General features: G+C 37.8%; 15 protein-coding genes. 1 reads left to right on the forward strand and 14 read right to left on the reverse strand.

From position 1 onward, the window contains the following. Window positions 1-10: 10 nt before the first annotated feature. From CAP50_RS10345 to CAP50_RS10400, 11 genes are all read right to left on the reverse strand, one after another. The gene (locus CAP50_RS10345; RefSeq protein WP_100749931.1) at window positions 11-2,371 is read right to left on the reverse strand and encodes an ATP-binding protein; all 2,361 of its coding nucleotides are present in this window, start codon (window positions 2,369-2,371) and stop codon (window positions 11-13) included. 289 nt (window positions 2,372-2,660) lie between these two features. Continuing rightward, on the reverse strand, window positions 2,661-3,074 hold the full coding sequence (locus tag CAP50_RS10350; protein ID WP_100749932.1) for a PaaI family thioesterase: 414 nt from the start codon (window positions 3,072-3,074) through the stop codon (window positions 2,661-2,663). A 50-nt stretch (window positions 3,075-3,124) separates the two neighbouring features. Continuing rightward, window positions 3,125-4,084 carry a DMT family transporter gene (locus CAP50_RS10355; RefSeq protein ID WP_100749933.1) on the reverse strand — a complete coding sequence of 320 codons (960 nt, stop codon included), beginning with the start codon at window positions 4,082-4,084 and terminating at the stop codon, window positions 3,125-3,127. Between the two features lie 431 nt (window positions 4,085-4,515). Next, window positions 4,516-4,923, reverse strand: coding sequence for an outer membrane protein assembly factor BamE (locus CAP50_RS10365; protein ID WP_100749935.1), 408 nt, complete (start codon window positions 4,921-4,923; stop codon window positions 4,516-4,518). Between the two features lie 45 nt (window positions 4,924-4,968). After that, window positions 4,969-5,535, reverse strand: a complete 567-nt coding sequence (locus tag CAP50_RS10370; protein WP_153045443.1) for an IS630 family transposase — start codon at window positions 5,533-5,535, stop codon at window positions 4,969-4,971. Beyond that, on the reverse strand, window positions 5,462-5,815 hold the full coding sequence (locus CAP50_RS10375) for an IS630 transposase-related protein (protein ID WP_075100793.1): 354 nt from the start codon (window positions 5,813-5,815) through the stop codon (window positions 5,462-5,464). Before CAP50_RS10375 ends, CAP50_RS10370 begins: the two co-directional genes overlap by 74 nt. A gap of 110 nt (window positions 5,816-5,925) precedes the next feature. Continuing rightward, window positions 5,926-7,143 (reverse strand): tyrosine-type recombinase/integrase, encoded by a 1,218-nt coding sequence (locus CAP50_RS10380; RefSeq protein WP_100749936.1) that lies wholly within the window; start codon window positions 7,141-7,143, stop codon window positions 5,926-5,928. A gap of 357 nt (window positions 7,144-7,500) precedes the next feature. After that, window positions 7,501-9,078: a DndE family protein gene (locus tag CAP50_RS10385; protein ID WP_198411624.1), complete on the reverse strand. Its 1,578-nt coding sequence runs from the start codon at window positions 9,076-9,078 to the stop codon at window positions 7,501-7,503. Further along, window positions 9,071-11,161: a DNA sulfur modification protein DndD gene (gene dndD, locus CAP50_RS10390; protein ID WP_100749937.1), complete on the reverse strand. Its 2,091-nt coding sequence runs from the start codon at window positions 11,159-11,161 to the stop codon at window positions 9,071-9,073. The genes CAP50_RS10385 and dndD overlap by 8 nt, the downstream gene beginning before the upstream one ends. 2 nt (window positions 11,162-11,163) lie before the next feature. Continuing rightward, window positions 11,164-11,355, reverse strand: a complete 192-nt coding sequence (locus tag CAP50_RS10395; protein ID WP_100749938.1) for a hypothetical protein — start codon at window positions 11,353-11,355, stop codon at window positions 11,164-11,166. Continuing rightward, complete coding sequence (locus CAP50_RS10400; RefSeq protein ID WP_100749939.1) at window positions 11,348-13,618, reverse strand: sigma factor-like helix-turn-helix DNA-binding protein; 2,271 nt, start codon at window positions 13,616-13,618, stop codon at window positions 11,348-11,350. The genes CAP50_RS10395 and CAP50_RS10400 overlap by 8 nt, the downstream gene beginning before the upstream one ends. A 246-nt stretch (window positions 13,619-13,864) precedes the next feature. On the opposite strand from CAP50_RS10400, the gene CAP50_RS10405 reads away from it, so the two are divergent. Further along, complete coding sequence (locus CAP50_RS10405) at window positions 13,865-14,623, forward strand: IS5 family transposase (protein ID WP_100749940.1); 759 nt, start codon at window positions 13,865-13,867, stop codon at window positions 14,621-14,623. Between the two features lie 177 nt (window positions 14,624-14,800). On the opposite strand, the gene CAP50_RS10410 is transcribed toward CAP50_RS10405, so the two are convergent. Genes CAP50_RS10410 through CAP50_RS10420 form a run of 3 tightly spaced genes read right to left on the reverse strand, consistent with a single transcriptional unit; the run spans window position 14,801 to window position 18,946 of the window. Beyond that, the gene (locus tag CAP50_RS10410) at window positions 14,801-15,223 is read right to left on the reverse strand and encodes a hypothetical protein (protein ID WP_100749941.1); all 423 of its coding nucleotides are present in this window, start codon (window positions 15,221-15,223) and stop codon (window positions 14,801-14,803) included. Further along, the gene (locus tag CAP50_RS10415; protein WP_241900743.1) at window positions 15,220-17,385 is read right to left on the reverse strand and encodes a hypothetical protein; all 2,166 of its coding nucleotides are present in this window, start codon (window positions 17,383-17,385) and stop codon (window positions 15,220-15,222) included. The genes CAP50_RS10410 and CAP50_RS10415 overlap by 4 nt, the downstream gene beginning before the upstream one ends. Before the next feature lies 1 nt (window position 17,386). Next, on the reverse strand, window positions 17,387-18,946 hold the full coding sequence (locus tag CAP50_RS10420) for a site-specific integrase (protein WP_100749942.1): 1,560 nt from the start codon (window positions 18,944-18,946) through the stop codon (window positions 17,387-17,389). Between the last annotated feature and the right edge of the window lie 4 nt (window positions 18,947-18,950).

An 18,950-nucleotide genomic window follows, 5' to 3' on the forward strand; every position in this document is an offset into this window, starting at 1 on the left:
AGTTTTAAGTCTATTCATTTTCAAATAAAGCCCGAGCTGGTTTGCTCTTATGGGCAGTCGACTGCACAGGCAGCAGCAGCGTAAACGTCGTGCCCTCCCCAACGACTGAGCTGACCTCCATACGTCCATGATGCTGCTCCATGATTTGCGCGCTAATAGCCAGCCCTAGGCCTGTACCCTCACCGGCTTTTTTGGTGGTAAAAAATGGCTCAAAAATCTGTACCAGCTTGCTCTCCTCGATGCCCACGCCATTGTCTTTGACACTCACGGCTAGGTACTGCTGGGTGTCATCGACAGATGACGTAATATGCAATGTGCCTTTACGATCGGCTGGCATGGCTTGAGCGGCATTATTAAATAGGTTTAATAACACTTGGTTGATTTGTGAAGGGTTACATTGAATCAATGGCAGCTCGGCAAGCTCTGTGCTGACGTCTAGGTTTTTTAGATTGTTTCGCGCCATGACAAGGGAGGTGGTGATACAGTCATTGATATCGACGTCTTTTACTTTAGATTCATCAATTCGAGAAAAATCACGCAAGCTGACGACCAGCTCTGCAATCTGATCGACCCCGTACAGCCCGTCTTTAATCAAATCGGCCAAATCCTCACTGACCTCATCTTCTTTGATTGCCTCGCAGCATTGTAAGGTTTGCGCTATCAGCTGCTCTGTTTTTTCTAGCGGGGTATTTGGCGCTTTTAAGGCCTGCAATAACTGCTCGATATGCTGTATCAGCTCATCAAAACGCCCAAGATTATCACCCACCAATTCCATGTTGCTGCGCACATAGCCAAGCGGGGTATTGACCTCGTGTGCCACGCCTGCCACCATCTGGCCGAGCGTGGCCATTTTTTCGGAGCGTACCAGCTGCACTTGTGAGGCTTTTAGCTCATCCATGGCTTGCTGTAGGTCTTGGGTTCGAGCTGCGACTTGCTTTTCTAGATGGACATTGATTTCAGCCAGTGCGCCTTCGTTTTCGACGATGCGGTCGATCAGCTGATTGGTTTGTTCACTGATGACATGGATTTCACTGACTGCTGAGGCTGGCAGTTTGTGCGCGCTTAACTGCTGATATTGCTTTTGTTCAATCAGCGCACCCATGTCAGCCACAGCATCGGCCATCCGCTTGAGCGGCCGCGTGAAGTAGCGACGAAACACCCATGCGGTCAATAATAAGATCGGTATAAAACCCAACAACATGGCCTGAATCAGCTTGTCAGACAACGCATTTGCCACGCTCATCATATCGTTATCAGGCTTGACGACGACCATCTTCCAATAGGTAAACGGCATACGAAAGACAAAAGCGGTCGCTGGCTGCTGCAATATAAAATCATTAGGCACAGCGATGGTCTCAACCAAATGACTGTCTACAAGCGCAAACGTCTGATCAATATTTAATAGTAGTAAAGCAGAGAGCAGTTTGGACTCTTGCTCGCTAATTTTGTCTAGATTGGTGGTGCTCAAGATACTACGAGCAGCGAGTGTAAAGCGGCCTTCATCTTTTGCCAGTGCTTCATCGATTAGCTGATTATTGATACGCTCTAAGCTGTCCGCAATCGGTGCAAAACCAGGGCTTTGGGCGGCCAGCTGCCGTGCCGTGACTACCTCACCTTGCGGATTATTCTCAGTCGTTTGTGTGACCTTCGATTGCTCTGGAAAGGCCAAAAACCGATTGTCCAAATCGACCAAAAACACATAACCACCGAGCTTGTCTTGCCACTTTTTCATGGCAGCGCCGAGGTTATCCAGCAACAAATTAAAGCTCACTACCCCATCAAACGCCTGATTGCGACTGTCATACAGCGCCTTGGCACAGGTCATTACCCGCTGATTGCTCACAGGATCGACGTAGGCTCGGCTCCAGACGCAGTGGTCGTGCCGCGCATACATCGCAGGGATGTACCACCAGTCCCGATAATACGGGGTTGGCGTTTGACGAGCTTGATTATAACGCGTCAATGGCTGCATCACGCCTGACGTGTCTCGCGCCCAGACAAACGACTGGCGCTCGCGGCCTTGTACATACATATTGGGATCAAACCACACACCGCCGCCCACGATACGCGCATCCGTCTGCTGCATGAGGTTGCCAAAGGTTTGTTTATAAATGTCATCTTGTTTTGGCAAGCCGCCTGCCATCGTGCTGGTGGCTTTGGCCAGTCCATCGACATGATTGATACTGGCCATGATGCTATTGATGGCTTCGTTGCCAGTTTCTACGACTATCTCTGACGTCATCGCTAGAATGCGCGGTTTGGCTTGTGTTTGTATGACCCAGTACACCAATAAAATAATCAACAAAAAAGCCAGTGCCAAAATAACCAAGATACGAGTGGAAATACTGCCAGACCGACCAACAACCTTCATAAACATCCCTAATGGCTATGCGTTGACTGCTATCGACATATCAATAAATAACTAAAGATATGAGTGTGACGCAACCACGATTTATCGTGAGCACAAGGATACGGTGCCGTTATGACAATATGATGACAAAACTGGTGTTTACTATTATTCAGACCATACAAATAAAAAAGCCCTCAGCAGTCACGCTAAGAGCTTTTTTAGAAAACAACAATAAACTTTACTTCACTAATGTTTTAGATGATAGTAATTCAGATAATAGTACTTTAAATGATTTGTTGTATGACTGGCATTATGTGAGCGCTGGTGGCACCGAGTACGTTCCGACGACATGAGCCACCATATCGCTTGAGCCTTCTGAGTACAGCGACACCTCACCAACTATCAGGGTGCGTCCCACTTTCATCAGGGTACACTCCGCTATGATGCGAGCCTCAGACGAGGGTTTTCGCAAAAAATTAATCGTCAAACTGGTGGTCACGGTCAAAGGTACGATGCCGATCCTACCGAGGATGGCCACATAAATTGCCACATCCGCGATGCTCATCAATACAGGCCCTGATACTGTCCCACCTGGGCGCAGCTCATCTATGCCAATATCATGTGATAGCACTGCCCCTTTATCATCTACCGACTCGACCACGCATTTGGTCTGCGGAAACTCTGCTGCCATAAAGGCGACGATCTGTTCTTTAGTTGCCGACATATACGCTCCTTGTTCAGCGGTTCTTATTCCTTTATAAGTTACTTTTTTGCTTACTGCTGTTTTGTATCACTGTCTTTTGCTGCTCGCGCCGTCACTCTTACCCCGCCCCACGTCACCAAAACCACACCTACCGCAATCAGTGAAGCGCCTAAAAACAATCCCTCAGGCGGCGTCTCTTTTTGCAAAAAAATAGCGATTGGCACGCCGACGACCGCGCCCACCGCGCCCAATAAGCTAAGCAGGACTGGGCCACCCGTCTTTTGTAATAAAAACAATAGCAAAAACTGCCCAGCAAAGAGCCACGCTTGTAAGACAATCACAGCGATTGGCAGCCATCCTGTATGCGGTAACGCCACTGAAAAGCCCGGCAACGCTGCACACAATAATAATAGCAATGCCGCCGCCAACAGCATCCCTGGTGCTAGTGAGTGGGGAGAGGCACCCGCAGGCCAGCGCAACGTGCGGTAAATATTACCCACTGCCAGCAGCACTGGCCCACACAGCGCGATCAATACCCAAAACATACTGGTGTCTGGCGCAGAGAATTTGTGTACCGCCAGCACTCCCGCCCCCAGTAGCGCAGCCCCCACACCAAACGCACGACTGATATCAAAGCGCTCCATGCGTAAAGTAAGCGCGGCCAGATAAGTAAGCAGCGGCGGCAACGACACAATCAGCGCCACAAACCCTGCACCGACATGAGGAATGGCCGAAAATAGCAACAAATTAGACCCCGCCACACTGACCAAAGCGGCGATAACATAATACTCAAAGCTGCGTTTACTCAAGGGTGGCAACTCGTGCCTAAGTACAGCCATCACCAACAGTATGAGAGCGGCACCTGCTATCGACCAAAACAAAAACGCCAATGGTGTCAGCCCCACCACTCCTGCATATTTTGCCACATTGGTCGAGACACCGATCAGTGCCCCACCCGCCAACAGACACAGTACGGGGACAAGCCATGTTGCTTTACCCGAACGTGTGGGCGGCGTCATGCGTGTACTCATCGGCTATCCTATCGGATCGTATTTTATCGTTGATCGTCATACTCATACGGTTTCATTCCGATGATGATTGGCCCCACTAGCGTAAGGGCCGCGGTAAAACCCTTGCCAATATGAAAAAACATCCATGTTTCACCCATTAATCATAAACATATGAGATTAAAAAAACTGACGCTACCAGTCCTTTTATAGCAAAACCAAGAAACCACATAAGCTCTTTTAGAAATACTTGGCTTATCTTTAGAACGACTACCATAGCACATATCTTTGTGACTCCATCAGGTAACCCACCTCTTTGTGACTCTATCAGGTAATCCACCAAGCAGCTGTCATGCGTAGCCATCAAAAGTAAAAAAGAGTAAGACACCATGCCTTACTCTTTCATCTATGCGCTTTTATTTGTGCGCCTTTAATCGTGAATACAGATCAAGCCATCAAGGCGTAAACTGTGCGTATTTAGCACAAGATGCTGGCTGCCAATAAAACTCAGTAGCAAAGAACTCATCATCACGCAGTCTTCCTTCATAGCTATCATCGAAGATAATCTTATACTGGCAAGTTTCTACGTTATTATCAGCGTCATAAAACGTGAGAATATAATCCCATTCACGAGCATTAAAACCTTCGCTAAAGTGCGGTGTACCGATGAGCTTGTAAATTTCATCCTTTGTCGTCCCTACGCTAATCTTGGCAACATCATCGTGATTGACGATATTACCGCCTTTTTGCCATGCTTTGTTGGGATCAGGAAACACCAAGTCATCGGCATCGACAGAGCCATGCTGCGCCCCAGCGGTTAAGTGCCAAGTTGGTAAAATGTTTTTTTGACTACAGCCCGTCATCGTAAAAAGTAATGCCGTCGCTGCCAGTAAGCCATAATGATATAGTCAGTCTAGAATAAAAGAGATACAACCCATATCATGAAACAGCTTAGGTAGATTATTCTCCATCCAGCCTTGACGTAGAAATTTTGCCTGTGCCCACTTCTTTTCAATGGGATTTAGATCAGGGCTGTAGGGTGGCAACCAAAGAATACGATGGCCATGTCTGTTCAGTAGTTTTTGAATGCATTTGTTCTTATGAAATCTAGCATTGTCCATCACGATCACACATTTTGTTTTAAGACTTGGTATTAGCGTGTGTTTGCACCAGTGGTAGAATATGCTGCTGTTAATATTTTGCTCAAAGTAATCTAAGGCAAATAACATTTTTTCATAGAGCGCACCAATAACGTTAGTGCGCTTTCTTGCTTGCCAGTTATAGCTGTCGATACAGGGTTTACCTATCGGTGCATAGCCATGAGAACGAATGGTTTCAGCCTCAAAGCCGCTTTCATCCATGTACACAATGGGATAGCCTTGCTGMATAAAACTATTGAGCTTACTCTGATACGCTGCTCTTTTTATTGGACACRCTTTTGGATGCTCTAAGGTCTTTTTTTTGACTGATACCAAGGCGCTTTAGGGCAATATCAATGCCTGACTTGCTACAGCCTAAACGTTGAGCTCGCTCGTACATGTAATCGTCTGGATACTGCGCGACGTCTTTGAGAAGTGCTTCATTTGGTATTTTACTGGGTGGCTTATCCCGAGTTTGTTTGATACTTGGATTTTTCAGCCAACGCTGTAAAGTGGTTTTGCTGATGTCATAGAAAATACAAGCTTGACGAATGCTCATGTCTTTGTCTTTGACGCTTTTTATAACTTGCGTTCGAAAGTCTGCTGAGTAAGTCATAATGATTATATCTTTCTCTTTATTTTAAAAGCATTGTATCTTATTTATAAAAGACTGACTATAGTTCTTCTTCAGTATTCTCAATAAAATTGATGGCTAAGTTCTTCATTTCACAATCCCTGTTTTGGTAGTCGTGTTCCACTGTTCGATTGAAGTGCTAAAGCTGCTTTTTGGGCTTGCTCTTGAATAAATCTTTTATTGTAATGCATTGCCGTACCAGATCCTTGCTTCCATCCCATTAAATAAGAGCGAAATTGCTCTTGTTTTTCCTCACTTACAGATTCGTCCATTGAGTCCATTTTTTCTGAAAACTTACGATTCCATGTATGCCGTAGCTTATGGCCTGTTAATTTATACAAATCAGGTGATACAGTTTTTACGATGTTAAGTACTTTGTAATAGCTAGATTTTGATATAGGCTGCCCAACTGTTGGCCCTTCTTTATGAGTAACAAACAGAAAATCGTTTCTCTTCGCATTAGTGACTTTACGCCTATCTTTGGTAATATATTCATGAATCTCTTTGCTCAGAATTTCTCCAAGAAGTGTTGTACGTTCTAATGTCTTAGCATTGGGTTCTTGTACCCTAGGATCATTTTTATCATCAGCACGCCTAACAACTTTTAGTTGGTGCTTGGAAAAGTCAATGTCACTTACTCTTAAATTAAGTAATTCACCACCTCTAATTCCAAGGTGATATAGAATTAAAATCATTAATCGATTACGTCGTTGTATCTGCTCACCAAATGGATTATATTCTGACCCTACCTTTATTACCTCAAACAAGACCTCTAACTGGTCATCGTTAAGTGACCTATCCTGATCTCGGTTACGACCTTTTTTTACTGGACGTCGTGCCTTTATCTGTGTCTCCACTCTTTTTATTTGTCTCGCTTCAACTGTACTTGGTTGCTTAATCAAATGATTAGCATACCAACTTAAGTATTGAGCAATGGTAGTCAAGCGCATGTAATGAGTTATTGAGCTAACTACACCTTCATTACCAACATAGCAACCCTCATCAGCTACCTTGGAGAATCTTCTCTGAGTGTAGTCTCGCAAATCGTCTAATTCATAAGTTTCAAATAACTCTCGACATAGAACCCGCTCCTCAAGGTTTATATCTCTGTCATCTAAAAACCTAAGGAATATTGCTATGTTATTAGCTGCTGACAACATAGTTGAAAATGAGTCTGACTTATTACGAAGTTGGGTTGTGATGAATAAATTAGGGTGGTAGATAGGTAGCTGTGTTATTCGATCAATGACTAAGCAATAACGTTCTCCACTACTCATTGAAAAAGATGTCGTTCCGAAAGAATTAATCATTATGATACCTCAATACTTTACATAATAACAAGGTACACTATATCCAATTAATACTCAATATATATTTTACGTTATTCTCGTTATGCAAATAAAAGAAAACCCGCTAGTGGCGGGTTTTCAAGACATATACTTTACATTAAAGTCTAAGGTGAATCCTAGAAGGGTTAAGTATACCAAAATAGACAAATTAAAATTAAAAAATATAAATATCATATACTTAGATACATTAAATGCAATATTTTCTATAAAAAATTGTATTTAATAGGTTTTTATTCACTATCCTATGAGTAAATCCAACTAAAGGTAGCACTTCTAACTATTAGTTACATACGGCCGTTAAGTTAACACTATTTTAGCTTAACTTAAATTCTTCTCAGTCTGCCACCATTGTGCCAGTTTAAAGCACATTGGTTCCTTTATATTTATAATACCTTGACCTGGAGCTAATTCATCGATAGCCTCCTGCAATTGAAAGGTACTCTTAGGAGTTCCAAGAAAATGCTCTATTACTTTGTAATCTTTATTGTTGATATTTAGACATATAGGTATCTTAACCTGAGAAACAAAGTCGAAGTTCTTTGTTTTATAATCTTCTGCCCCTTGTGACAACATTATTATAACTACACCTTTAGATCGAAGTAGACGCAACATCTCTTCAAGAGCTTTGCTAGCGTTTTTATTCTTAAGGTATATATGTGCTTCATCAATAACAATCACGTAACGCAGAGGAAAAATACTATCTACTGGTGTACAGTCGTTAGTTGAACTAAAAAAAGATACTAAGTAGCGTAAGACTAAAAACACTATTAACTGTCTTAAAGTATCGGAAAGCTCTTGAGGTAAGTTCAGGTAAAGGCTCTCATCAAAAATAGATTTTTCAGAGAAATCACAGTTAAAAATATTACTATTTAAGTCTTCGATTCCTGCATACAAACTATCCTTCTTTTTATTATTTTTCTCATAAAACTCATCTACAGAACTAAACAGTTCATTTATTGTAGGAATTCTATTCTCATCAATACTATCAAATAATTCCGTTAAAATACCTTTAAGAATGCTTTTTTGGTTTATACCGATGTTTGGTGTGAATGTCGCTATCGTTTCTACAAATAAGTTTATACTAAATAGCCTATGATTTTGATCGGTCTTAATTACAGATAATGGGTTAAAGTCCAACCCTCCATCCTTGATAATATCTACAAATTTACATTTCGTATTTTCAAGAAAAGTCGATAATGAACCTGAATCACCCTCGCCTTTGTAATCGAAAAATATAAACTTTAGTTCACTATTTGTTTTCTGAGATATCTGATATAGAACATCCTTAATTAATTGTGTTTTTCCTGAACCTGCCATTCCTGCTATAGCAATATTCCTATTATCAAACTCTCTTAAATCATTTAATCTAATTTCGACCTTACTTCCATCGCTAAACTCACCCAAATCAAATTTAAGTAATGCTTTAAATTCAGCAACTTCAATTTTTGTCTCTGTTGATGCAGTATGTACAAAGACTGGTTTCTGAGATAACCCTTTATTGAAAATTTTTGCTAAATATTTTACATGACCACCTGATACAGTATCAGCCATTTTTACTTTCTCTAGCCACTGTGTTAATCCATCAGATAAATGTAATTTGTACAGTCGGATAAAATCTGCACTAGTTAATTTTTGATTATAATGCTGGCATAGTACCGCATAATATATAGACTCATTATCTATATCATCTATATAACGACCAAATACATTGCTCGTAGGAGAGAACTCTTTACCATCATTTCCACTGATTTGCTCTTCATTAGAGTAGTACTTATCATTAGACAAACTTAAAGCGAAAGCAATTCGCATGGTAACTGTCTCATATCTAAACTCATAAATTTTCGTAAGCTTTTCAAGTCTTTCTGTCGTTTCTTGATTGAGCTTGAATCTAATCATTTCTAATCCCTTTAAAATAACCTTCTACAAATTTCGAATTTTTACCATCATGTTCAAGCAGGAACGATTTTGCTACAACTCCTTCTATCTTACGGTAGCGTGTTGGTGTTATCTCATTATTTGTTGAAAGCAACACAACTTGATCCGATAAGGTTGGATAATAATATTGCAATATACTGGTAATATGCTCATCATCCAATCGCCCAAGAGGAGTATCGATAAATATTGGAAGCGGATATAATGATTCTTTTAAGATTGCTTTGATAAGACTAGATATGTAAAGTTGTTTTTCACCTTGTGATAATGATTCTTTTTTCAATTCTTCATCATTATCGTCATACAAAAACACCTTCATACCGTGTCCATCTGGAAGAATATTAACTACGACTTCATTAATAAAGCTATTGTTAGATACTTTCATTTTATGCATAAGACTTCGAAGTTCTTTTAATATATTACTTTCAAGACTAGTTTTTTTAGCTTGTTTCTGACTTTCAATGAAAATATTTAGTACGTCAATATAACTTTGTGCTGCATTAATTTTTATTTGATTTTCATTTGATACTTCAATCTTCTTCATAAGAGTATCTAATTGTGCCTTCTTCCTTGTAATTTCTTCGGATTCTCTACTAATCCTCTCAACATTACTCCCTATCTTCTGAATAATTTCTTTAACGTCTTGCTTTAACCTTTCACGTTTATTAATAACATCAGATATATATTCATCAACTTGATCTGCATCGATCCTACTAAGAGTTGAGTTTATTTCAGAAAGTCTATTCTCAGAATTGTTCAATTGATCTAGAATCTCTTCAACTGATTTTTGATTGTATGAATTTACAACAATCAATGAGTTATCGATTAACTGCTTATCTGATTTAGTCAAATCATGTTCGAAATCTAGAACACAATCAGATTCTTTATCTCCAAAAATATCCTCACCTAAGTCTTTTGCTTTTTCATAGAAAAAAACTTTATCCTTGAAAGATAAAGTTGAACTTTCTGGTTGAGGAGGTTCATTAAAAAGCAGCTCAATAAACTGTTCAATCTTTTCAAGATTAACTAATGCATTGTTTTCTGCATTTTCATTATTTTGCTGGTTTTTCAAGTGTTCGTTTACTTGGTGTAATTTTCCTGAAAGCATGACCAACGGTATAACTTCACCAAGAGCATTAAACTCGCTCTCTAATGTTGAGATTTTATCTAGTATTTTCGATCTTTCACCGACAAGCTCTTCTTTACTAATATTGTATTCTTGAGGAGCAGATGCATTAATAATTTTTTCATACTGAGCGATTTTTTGCTCTTTAATCTCTATTTCATTGTTTAAATTTGTATTTTCATCTTCTAATTCATCTATACTATCAGTCTTATTATCAATACTTTTATCTATATCATTAACTTGATTTTCTGATCTGCCCGTAAGGCTATGCTTTTTCAAAGATTGAATATACTTACCTAAATCTAAAGAAAGTTGTTCGTAAATATCTAATCCTAACACTTTGTTCAATGCGTCATTAATGAAACTACCTTCATCTTTAATAGATAGATTAGCTACTTCAGATATTTTCTCACCATCAAAAAATACAAATTTAGCAGCATCAATTGGTATAACAAAATCATTGATAAAGTTAAATTTATCTTCTTCATCCTCGTAAATTAATTTACCATTTTTATCAAGAATTAGTAGGTTCTCGCTAAAATTTTCTGTATCAAACTCTCTGGTTATAGTCACTTCGTTAAAATCAAACTGTTCTATCTGAAAAGGTAATCTTAGATCAGATATTTTTATACTTATTGAAAATTCTTTTTCGCCTTTTTCTTTTGCTGTTGCATTTAAGGAATGTTCCATAAAAGAACTATAGTTACGCTCTTTACGTATTTCCTTTTTAAAATTATCATCTATCTGTGATATCTTTTCCCCATATAAGCACCAAACAATGGATAGTAAAAAATTTGTCTTTCCGTAACCGTTCTTACCACCTACTAATATAATATTTTTTTCATTAGAAACGGATAAATCAATACGATTACTCTGAAAATACTGCCTAAAGTTATTTATTTCAATATATTCAAAACGCATAATTAATCCTCTATTATTTCAGTAATAACTTTATTGATGTAATTAACCCGCTTATAAAGCTTTTTTATTTTTTCCGCCTCTAACATAGTGTTCAAACGTTCGTAATCAACATTACTTTCCATGCATATTTTTTTTAGTTCTTCTATTTGATTCTCGACATTAACTCTTCTCTCTATACTGTATATTTCACTCATACTGACTCCGATTGTCATAATAGGTAATAATACTTTTGATCTTACTATCTCTATCTTCTGATAATTTATTATCTAGATATCTTTTCCTTTGTATACCATACCACCTATATACTCTGGGGGCTTCATCAAAGTCATCACTTGCTTTAGGTATTCTTCCATACAGTTCAACAAAAGATAACAAGTTTAAATAACTCTCATCCCATGTTCTATTCTCTTTATCCAATCTTTCTAAAACATTAAACTCATCAGAATAATTTTTACTATCTAGACCAACATATTGTTTTTTAAAAAAAACGAACCCTCTTTGATTATTAAATTTTAAATTACTCATTAAGTTTCCACAGTCAACATCCCTGTATCTAGATATTTTTTCTGATATATCGGAAATGTGTAGAGGTAAGTCACTATTTTTTAAGATATTCTCAGCCATTTCTAGCATTGTTCCACCTAAGAAATCATCTCGCTCATGCTCCCACTCTTTTAACCCCCATATACTTCGTCTTCCAAGAGGAACAAATCTACTGTCCGCATTAAAACACCCTCTAAATGTATTTTCCGATCGATCAAAATCTGGATATTTTTCTAACAATATATTATATATTAGGTCTATCTTTGAAGGCTCACCTATTTCTTTTAATATTTCATAAGCATAATCTGGAACTGTTCTAGAAGTATTTCTTTTAAACTCTAATTCGTTAAACTCATTTACAAAAACTCCTGACTCCTTCATAATTAGATCTTCAGAATTTCTAATTAAAAATTCATCTAACTCTTCTCCATTATGCAAATACCTATTGAGAAAATTATTAAAATCCAAATAATAATCTTCTTCAATCTTACTTTTACTTAATATTTTTATATCATCTACCAAGGAAACAAAGTCTAATTTATTATACACATCTTTATCTAACAAATAAAAGCTACTAAAACTAGTATTTTCCTTACCCTGAATATTAGCTAGATGTTCAGATGTTACTTCAGGTATTAATACTTTGTTTTTAGAACAAATTGAATATAGGTATGCAATAAATTCTTTTGAAAAACTTACATTATTTTTATTATTTACACTCTCTATCGTTTCATTTGTTAGTTCCAATATATCCTTGTCGCTACTATCCCAGCCAGAGTATATCTCTCTATAAAATATATCACGCATTCCTTTCAATACTTCATCCAATCTTAACAGACTTTTAAACCTTAACTGTCTAATTCTTTCTCTAGTTAATCCAAAATTATTCCCTACTTCTTCCAAAGTCCTTTCTTTAAAGTTATCGTATATATTTAGACACTCTAAAGCTATATCATTTCTTTCACCAAATACTATACCTTCTCTAATAACATAGTCGATTATCTTCAATCCTGAATAGCCATCTATATCCAAACTAGAATCATCTCTAGATCCATACAGCAAGACTTCAAATAACTGTTCTATTAATCCCTCTCTCTCACTTCTGTCTAAATAAATATTTTTTAAAACCTGATCGTAGAAGAAGTTAATATCTTTAAAAGATTTTGAACCTACCTTTATATTAGAGTTATTATCAATCAATCGAATCTCACTTACGATTTTTTTTACTCTTAAATCTTGATTATAGTATTCAGTAATATATTTTTGTGAACGAGACGATAATGAGCTTAGGACAAAATTGATAAAATCATTAATTGAATCCCTATCTTTTTTTACTAGGCTACTTACCAATTCTGAAAGATTATTCCAACTTGTTACTTTACAGTCTACTTCATCTTCTATGTTATCTTGATAACTATGGATTTCAACTTCTTTATTCGCCAAAATTGTTAGTTCATCATTAGTCTTTCGCCCACATTTACTCAGTCTATAAAAGTCACTATACTTTTCTTTATATTCTATCAACTCACCTAAAGTATTCAGGTGATTTTCCATACATATATTATAAGCCCTAACGGAAATCTCGCCTTTATTATAAAAACTTTTAATTTCTATTTCTCTTTCTTTAGAGAATAATTCTAATTGATTTTCACTACCTAAACTGGAAACCTTGGAAAGTTCTTTATTATTCTCACTTCCATATCCTTTGACTCCTTTAGAGCTATGATTGTATATTTGAGATAAAATATTTAACTCATTGATTATATCCAAATCAAAACTTTCTAAAATAGTAGTATCAGTGAAACCGATGAGAAATTCATTAAAATCTATTTTTGTATGCAGGTTGTATTTTATACATATATTATATGCACTTAGAGAGATTAAACCCTTTTCTTTTAAATTTACGATATCCATAAAACCACCAATTACAATATAACCAACTCGGAATATAAAAATCACGGAAACTTTAGCAAGCCATTAGCACCAACTTCTTTTGCGAACTGTTTACACAGAGGCTTAACGAAGGTCATTTTACCAGCACTATACTTTTTCAAATCATACCAACTACACTAGGGGCTGTATAGAATTGAGGATCCATTGAAAAAAATAAGCAACGCCTTACTCTACTGTTTACCACAACAAAGAAATAAGGCATCACTTATGACTCGCACCAAGCTCAGCGATGAACTTTGGCACAAGCTATTTATTATATTGCGACAAATTAACATACATAACAAGCCCAATCTAAGACGTACCGTTGAAGGCATGCTGTACCGCATAAGAGTAGGCTGTCCATGGCGAGACTTACCTTCTTATTTCGGTCATTGGTCTAGCATATATCATCAATACCGTTATTGGCGTAAAACCGGTAAATGGCAAAAGCTCATGAAAATAATCACAGCAAACTATGATAGTGAATGGTTATTTATAGACGGTAGCGTGGTCAAAGCTCATCAGCATAGTTCAGGTGCAGCCAGTCATCTTGATGAGGCCATTGGTAAAAGCGTTGCAGGTAATAGCAGCAAACTGCACTTAGTGGTCGATGCTTGTGGCAACCCTATACATGTTGAGCTGTCAGGTGGGCAAGTGCATGACGCTAAGATGGCAAAGACGTTGATATTTAGCACGATTAATAACCAGACTAAAGCGGTGATTGCAGACAGGGGCTACGATAGTAGCGATATTAGAGAGTGTATCTTCACGCACTGTGCTCAGTCAGTCATACCTGTTAAGTCGAACTCTAAAAGCTGTAACGACACACTAGATTGGTATTTGTATCGTTGCCGTCATTTGGTAGAAAACGCTTTTGCTAGATTGAAACATTTTAGGGGCATTGCCACGCGATATGATAAGCTCAAAGATAGCTATGCAGCGGCGGTAATGCTCGCTTGTGTCTTTATCTGGTTGCCCCTGATTTGAATTCTATACACACCCTATAGTTTACTTTGTACTACTTCTAATAGTGTGCCAACCTTACATGTACTATAATTTACTTCCAAACTAGTTATTATGCATTATTTTCAACACCAAATCACTAAACTATTGTCAATAAAATAGCAGTATATAAAAATTGTTATGGAATTTGAATATCGTTTTTTACTTCTGCTTTTCCGATAGAGGTTGGTCGAGTGTAGACAAATCTACATTTGGCATCATGGAAAGATTATATTGCCACCTTCGGTACTGCTCTACCCATAGCCTTTCTTTTGCTTTAAACTCTTCTTCTAAATGATGAATTTGGTTTCTTAGCTCAGCATTTTCGTTGATAAGTATATCAATAGTCACATCACTCATTGTTTCAATGACCTGTGATTTTGCCTTTTTAAGCGTTTGCTTACGTCTATTAAATGCCTGTTTGACTTCAGGGTAGCCCATTAGAGTAAACTTAGAGACAGAATCTTTCCCTAAAGCAGAAGCAACTCGGACAGCGAACTTATCCCATGTCAGCTTGCCTGACCATTTCTTCAATATGTCTTCAACTAAATCCAATTCCTTTTCACTTATAAGTTTTGGCTTCATAACCCACCCTGTAAAATCGCTAGAAAGTTAGACTCTGTTGTGAGAGTAATCTTTTCACTCAAGGTTGAGTTATCTGTGACCTCTGTAGAATATCCAAGCTCATTTAGTGCTATTCGCGTTAAGCTCACATCTAGATCTTCTGGAACACGGATAATAAGCCCTTCAGGATAGTCATCATTATCTAAATATGTTAACAGAGTCTTAATTATTGCAAGTTTTTTACTTTGATAAATGACCCAGCTACTAGCACCTGAATAGTCGTTATTATCAGCCTCTACTGCTCTATTAAGCTCATGTTTGACAACCTGCTCTAATTCTAATAATCGCTCTTTTGTATTCGGCATACCTTTAATGCAAGAGTGCTCTTTACACGTTACACATTCACCTGCTTTTGAACATGGTGACATAGTCCAATCATGCTCGCAGTATCCAAACCCAGAAGCTTGAACTACACCATATCGATCTTTATGACCTAGCATTTCAAAAGTAATAGGTACATTAACCTTTACAGCTTGTAGAGCTTTAGTCCCGTCGTGAGCCTCTAGGCCAAGACTAATTAGTTTTCTTGACTCCTTTGCCAATTCCTCCATAGGACGTAAATCATAAGCTCTGTTGTCTTGAATACGGCTACGTCCTGCAAACATTGCTAAGTCTAATGACTCCATCTCGCCACGTTCAGCCATTGTAGACAACCACACTCGAATTTGATGCGAAGTAATTACTAAGTTGTCTCCGTTTTGTTCCTTTAATCCCACAGATGTAAATAAAGACTGTACTATTGTACCCTTTTTTCTTTCATGAATACTGCCTAAAGCATCATTTAGTTGATTTATAGTAGGAGCAGTAAAACTATAGCCTTTAGATTGAAACTCGCTATGAAGCTCCTTGTCTCTAACAAGGCATAACATGTCTGATACGGGCTTATTAATTTCTGAAAGATTAGGAAATTTAGGAAAAGACTTTTTATAATTTCCCACAGTATAAGCAGCTAAATCTCGATAGGTAATACAGTCCTTTGTTTCAAAAAGATTTTGAATCCACTTTTGCTTGTAGTAATTTAAGAAAGCACTTCTTTCTATAGATTCAGCAAAATCATTCGGTATATTGTCCTGTGAAAGCCCCATAGCCGCTGCAAACTCTAGAATAGTCAGTGGAGCATCTTCGCGATGATCTCCTGCGGTAATGCAGCCATCATGTCGATAGAACTCATTAGGATGCTTGATTGACCACTGTGTAGCTCTTCTAGCAGGCTCTCCAATATCAATTAGCCTTTGCACCGCCTCTCTCACCGTTGGCTCAATTAGAGGGTGTACAGGTTTCGGTATAAATCCACCACCTTTAGCAGCGACCCAACGAATATTTAAAATAGTATGCTCTTCTTTGACGACTTTACCCGAAGTATCGACCACCTCCTTAAATGCTGTTGTTTCAAATAAACAATCTGTAGTCAGAAAATGTAGCTCTCCACCTCTGCTTGGAGCAGCCATCAACAATACAGCTTGAGATGAATAAAATTGCTCATAAGGCGTTCTAGCCAACCGAAAAGCATCAGCTAAACAACTAATCTGGTGACTAGTTAATAATCTATTTTCTTGCCAAGCTCTATCTTCGTGAGAAGTTCCTGTAGCCTTTTCATTTGGTCGTTTCCAAGGGTTTTTCCATATTGGTATCGTTAAGTTTATTTTATACTCTTGAATATCACTCAATAAACTTTCAAGCACTTGACCAGCACGATATAATGCACCTGAAGATAGACGATTTTCTAAGCTCTCAGTAGTTTTTCGTAGTGTTATACCATTGAAATCAAGAATATCAGCGCTTTCATTAGTTTCGACTAGCATTTCATAAACAGTTTTCAGCACAACCATATAATTTGCAGGATTTCTTTCTTTCCATGTTTGCAAGTCTCTCATGTATGCTTTCGCAAAATCTCTAAAAGGTTGTAGCATTAACTCCCCAGTCTTATTACCTTGAGATTTTAGTCCAGTAAAATGCATAGATGAGCTACGACCATTTTTATATATAACCTTCCAGTTGTCGCTATTGAAGCCACCTTGATCCTCATAAATACTCAAGTTATTCTTGGCTCTCTCAATAAAATCAAGAAGGTTTTTTTTGTAATCAACTTCATGCTTTGGCGTAAAAGGTATAACCTGTGTCATATCAAAGAACCTCCTCTAGCTTGATTTTATCGCATGCATTCATAATAGCTTTGACATGAGCTAGTTGAAGACTAAAAGATTGTAAAATCAAATCGCTAGCTCCCATAGCTTGCTTATGTTCAATTTCTTCCATTAGATCCAGTAACACATCTTCCCAAGGAGCGTCTAATAATGGTTGAAACTGACTGCATAAAAGACAGGCTTTCAAGCCACTGTTACAGGCAGGAGAGCCTCCACAGTTACCTACCTGATTGTTTGAAGATTGGAAGACACGGCTATTAGGATCATTACCTCTTAATGCTTGAGCTTCGGAATGAATAAGACGCCCTTCAAATTTTGCAGATAACAACTCCATTGCATCATTCATCTTGTCAAAAACCCTCAGTGCTAACTCACCTGTATGCTGAGTATATACACTTAGTTGCTGAGTATCTGAATGATCAAGCAAGTAGGCTAGCTGCACACCTGTAATACCATTCCTGACAAGATTGGTCGCTCTAGTTCGCCTACATCTTATAGGTGTAAAGTGAATGTAGTCGCCTGTACACTCAGAAATAGCATCACATTTACGAGATATTTGTCTATCCATATAATGAACGTCAGTTGCAGATAGATGTAAGTAATCAGGAGTATTTACAATAACGTCTTTATAGTCGGTTACTTTCATTTCTCGCAATGAATCGCGGTTCAAAAAAATAGGTAACTGTTCAATATCGTTATCGTCAAGTCTAGGCAATTTAGAAGAAACAAAGGATTTAACCTCATTAACTTGATTTACTACAATCAAATACAAGTCTTCAGTAATAGTTAAAGACCTGCATTCAGAACGGAATTTACCACCTCTTTGTTTCGCTCTTGGGATATTAATAGAATATATATTTCTATTATTGACCACTTTATGAGTAACGTCACATATTCTTAACGCTCTGATTTGGCTTGGCCTTCTAGCTGTTGCATATATCAAATAGAGCCATGTAAACTCCTCTAAAGACAGGATTTTATCTTGGAAAGCGTTACCCGCCCATATTAATAATGATTGCTGTTCAGTGAGCGTATAAGCGCCCGTATGAGGACATTGATGTAAGACAGCTTTACCTTTTACATTTCCCTTTAAGACTAGCCGATCAAGTGTATCTGATATATCACTATTAACCCCTGGATGTTTCCATTCAACCCAATTTCTTAGTAATGAGCGAATCGTTCCCAACTTATACTCATTTTCAGAATCTAAAGTTGATTTATACTTCAAAATTAGCTCTGAGCTAATTTTGCCACCTGTGTAGATATTGGGATCTAACAAATATTGCTTAAAATAATGCCAACAATTTTGAGTATGCTTTGCGGAGACCTCTTCAGCCATCCGTGCAGTAGTGAGCTTAAATCCTTGTAAAACACTACCTGAAACATTCCCCACATTACCCCAATTGATACTGTACGAATTATCCAATTTCCAAACAACATCTTGAAAATTTGATTCATAGCCTGATTTAGATCTAATAATAAAGGAGTCTGACCTCTCAATATCTTCTACACAATTATTTAATACTGCAGCGGTGTTCATCTTA

Source organism: Psychrobacter sp. L7 (assembly GCF_002810365.1).
Classification (GTDB): Bacteria; Pseudomonadota; Gammaproteobacteria; order Pseudomonadales; family Moraxellaceae; genus Psychrobacter; species Psychrobacter celer.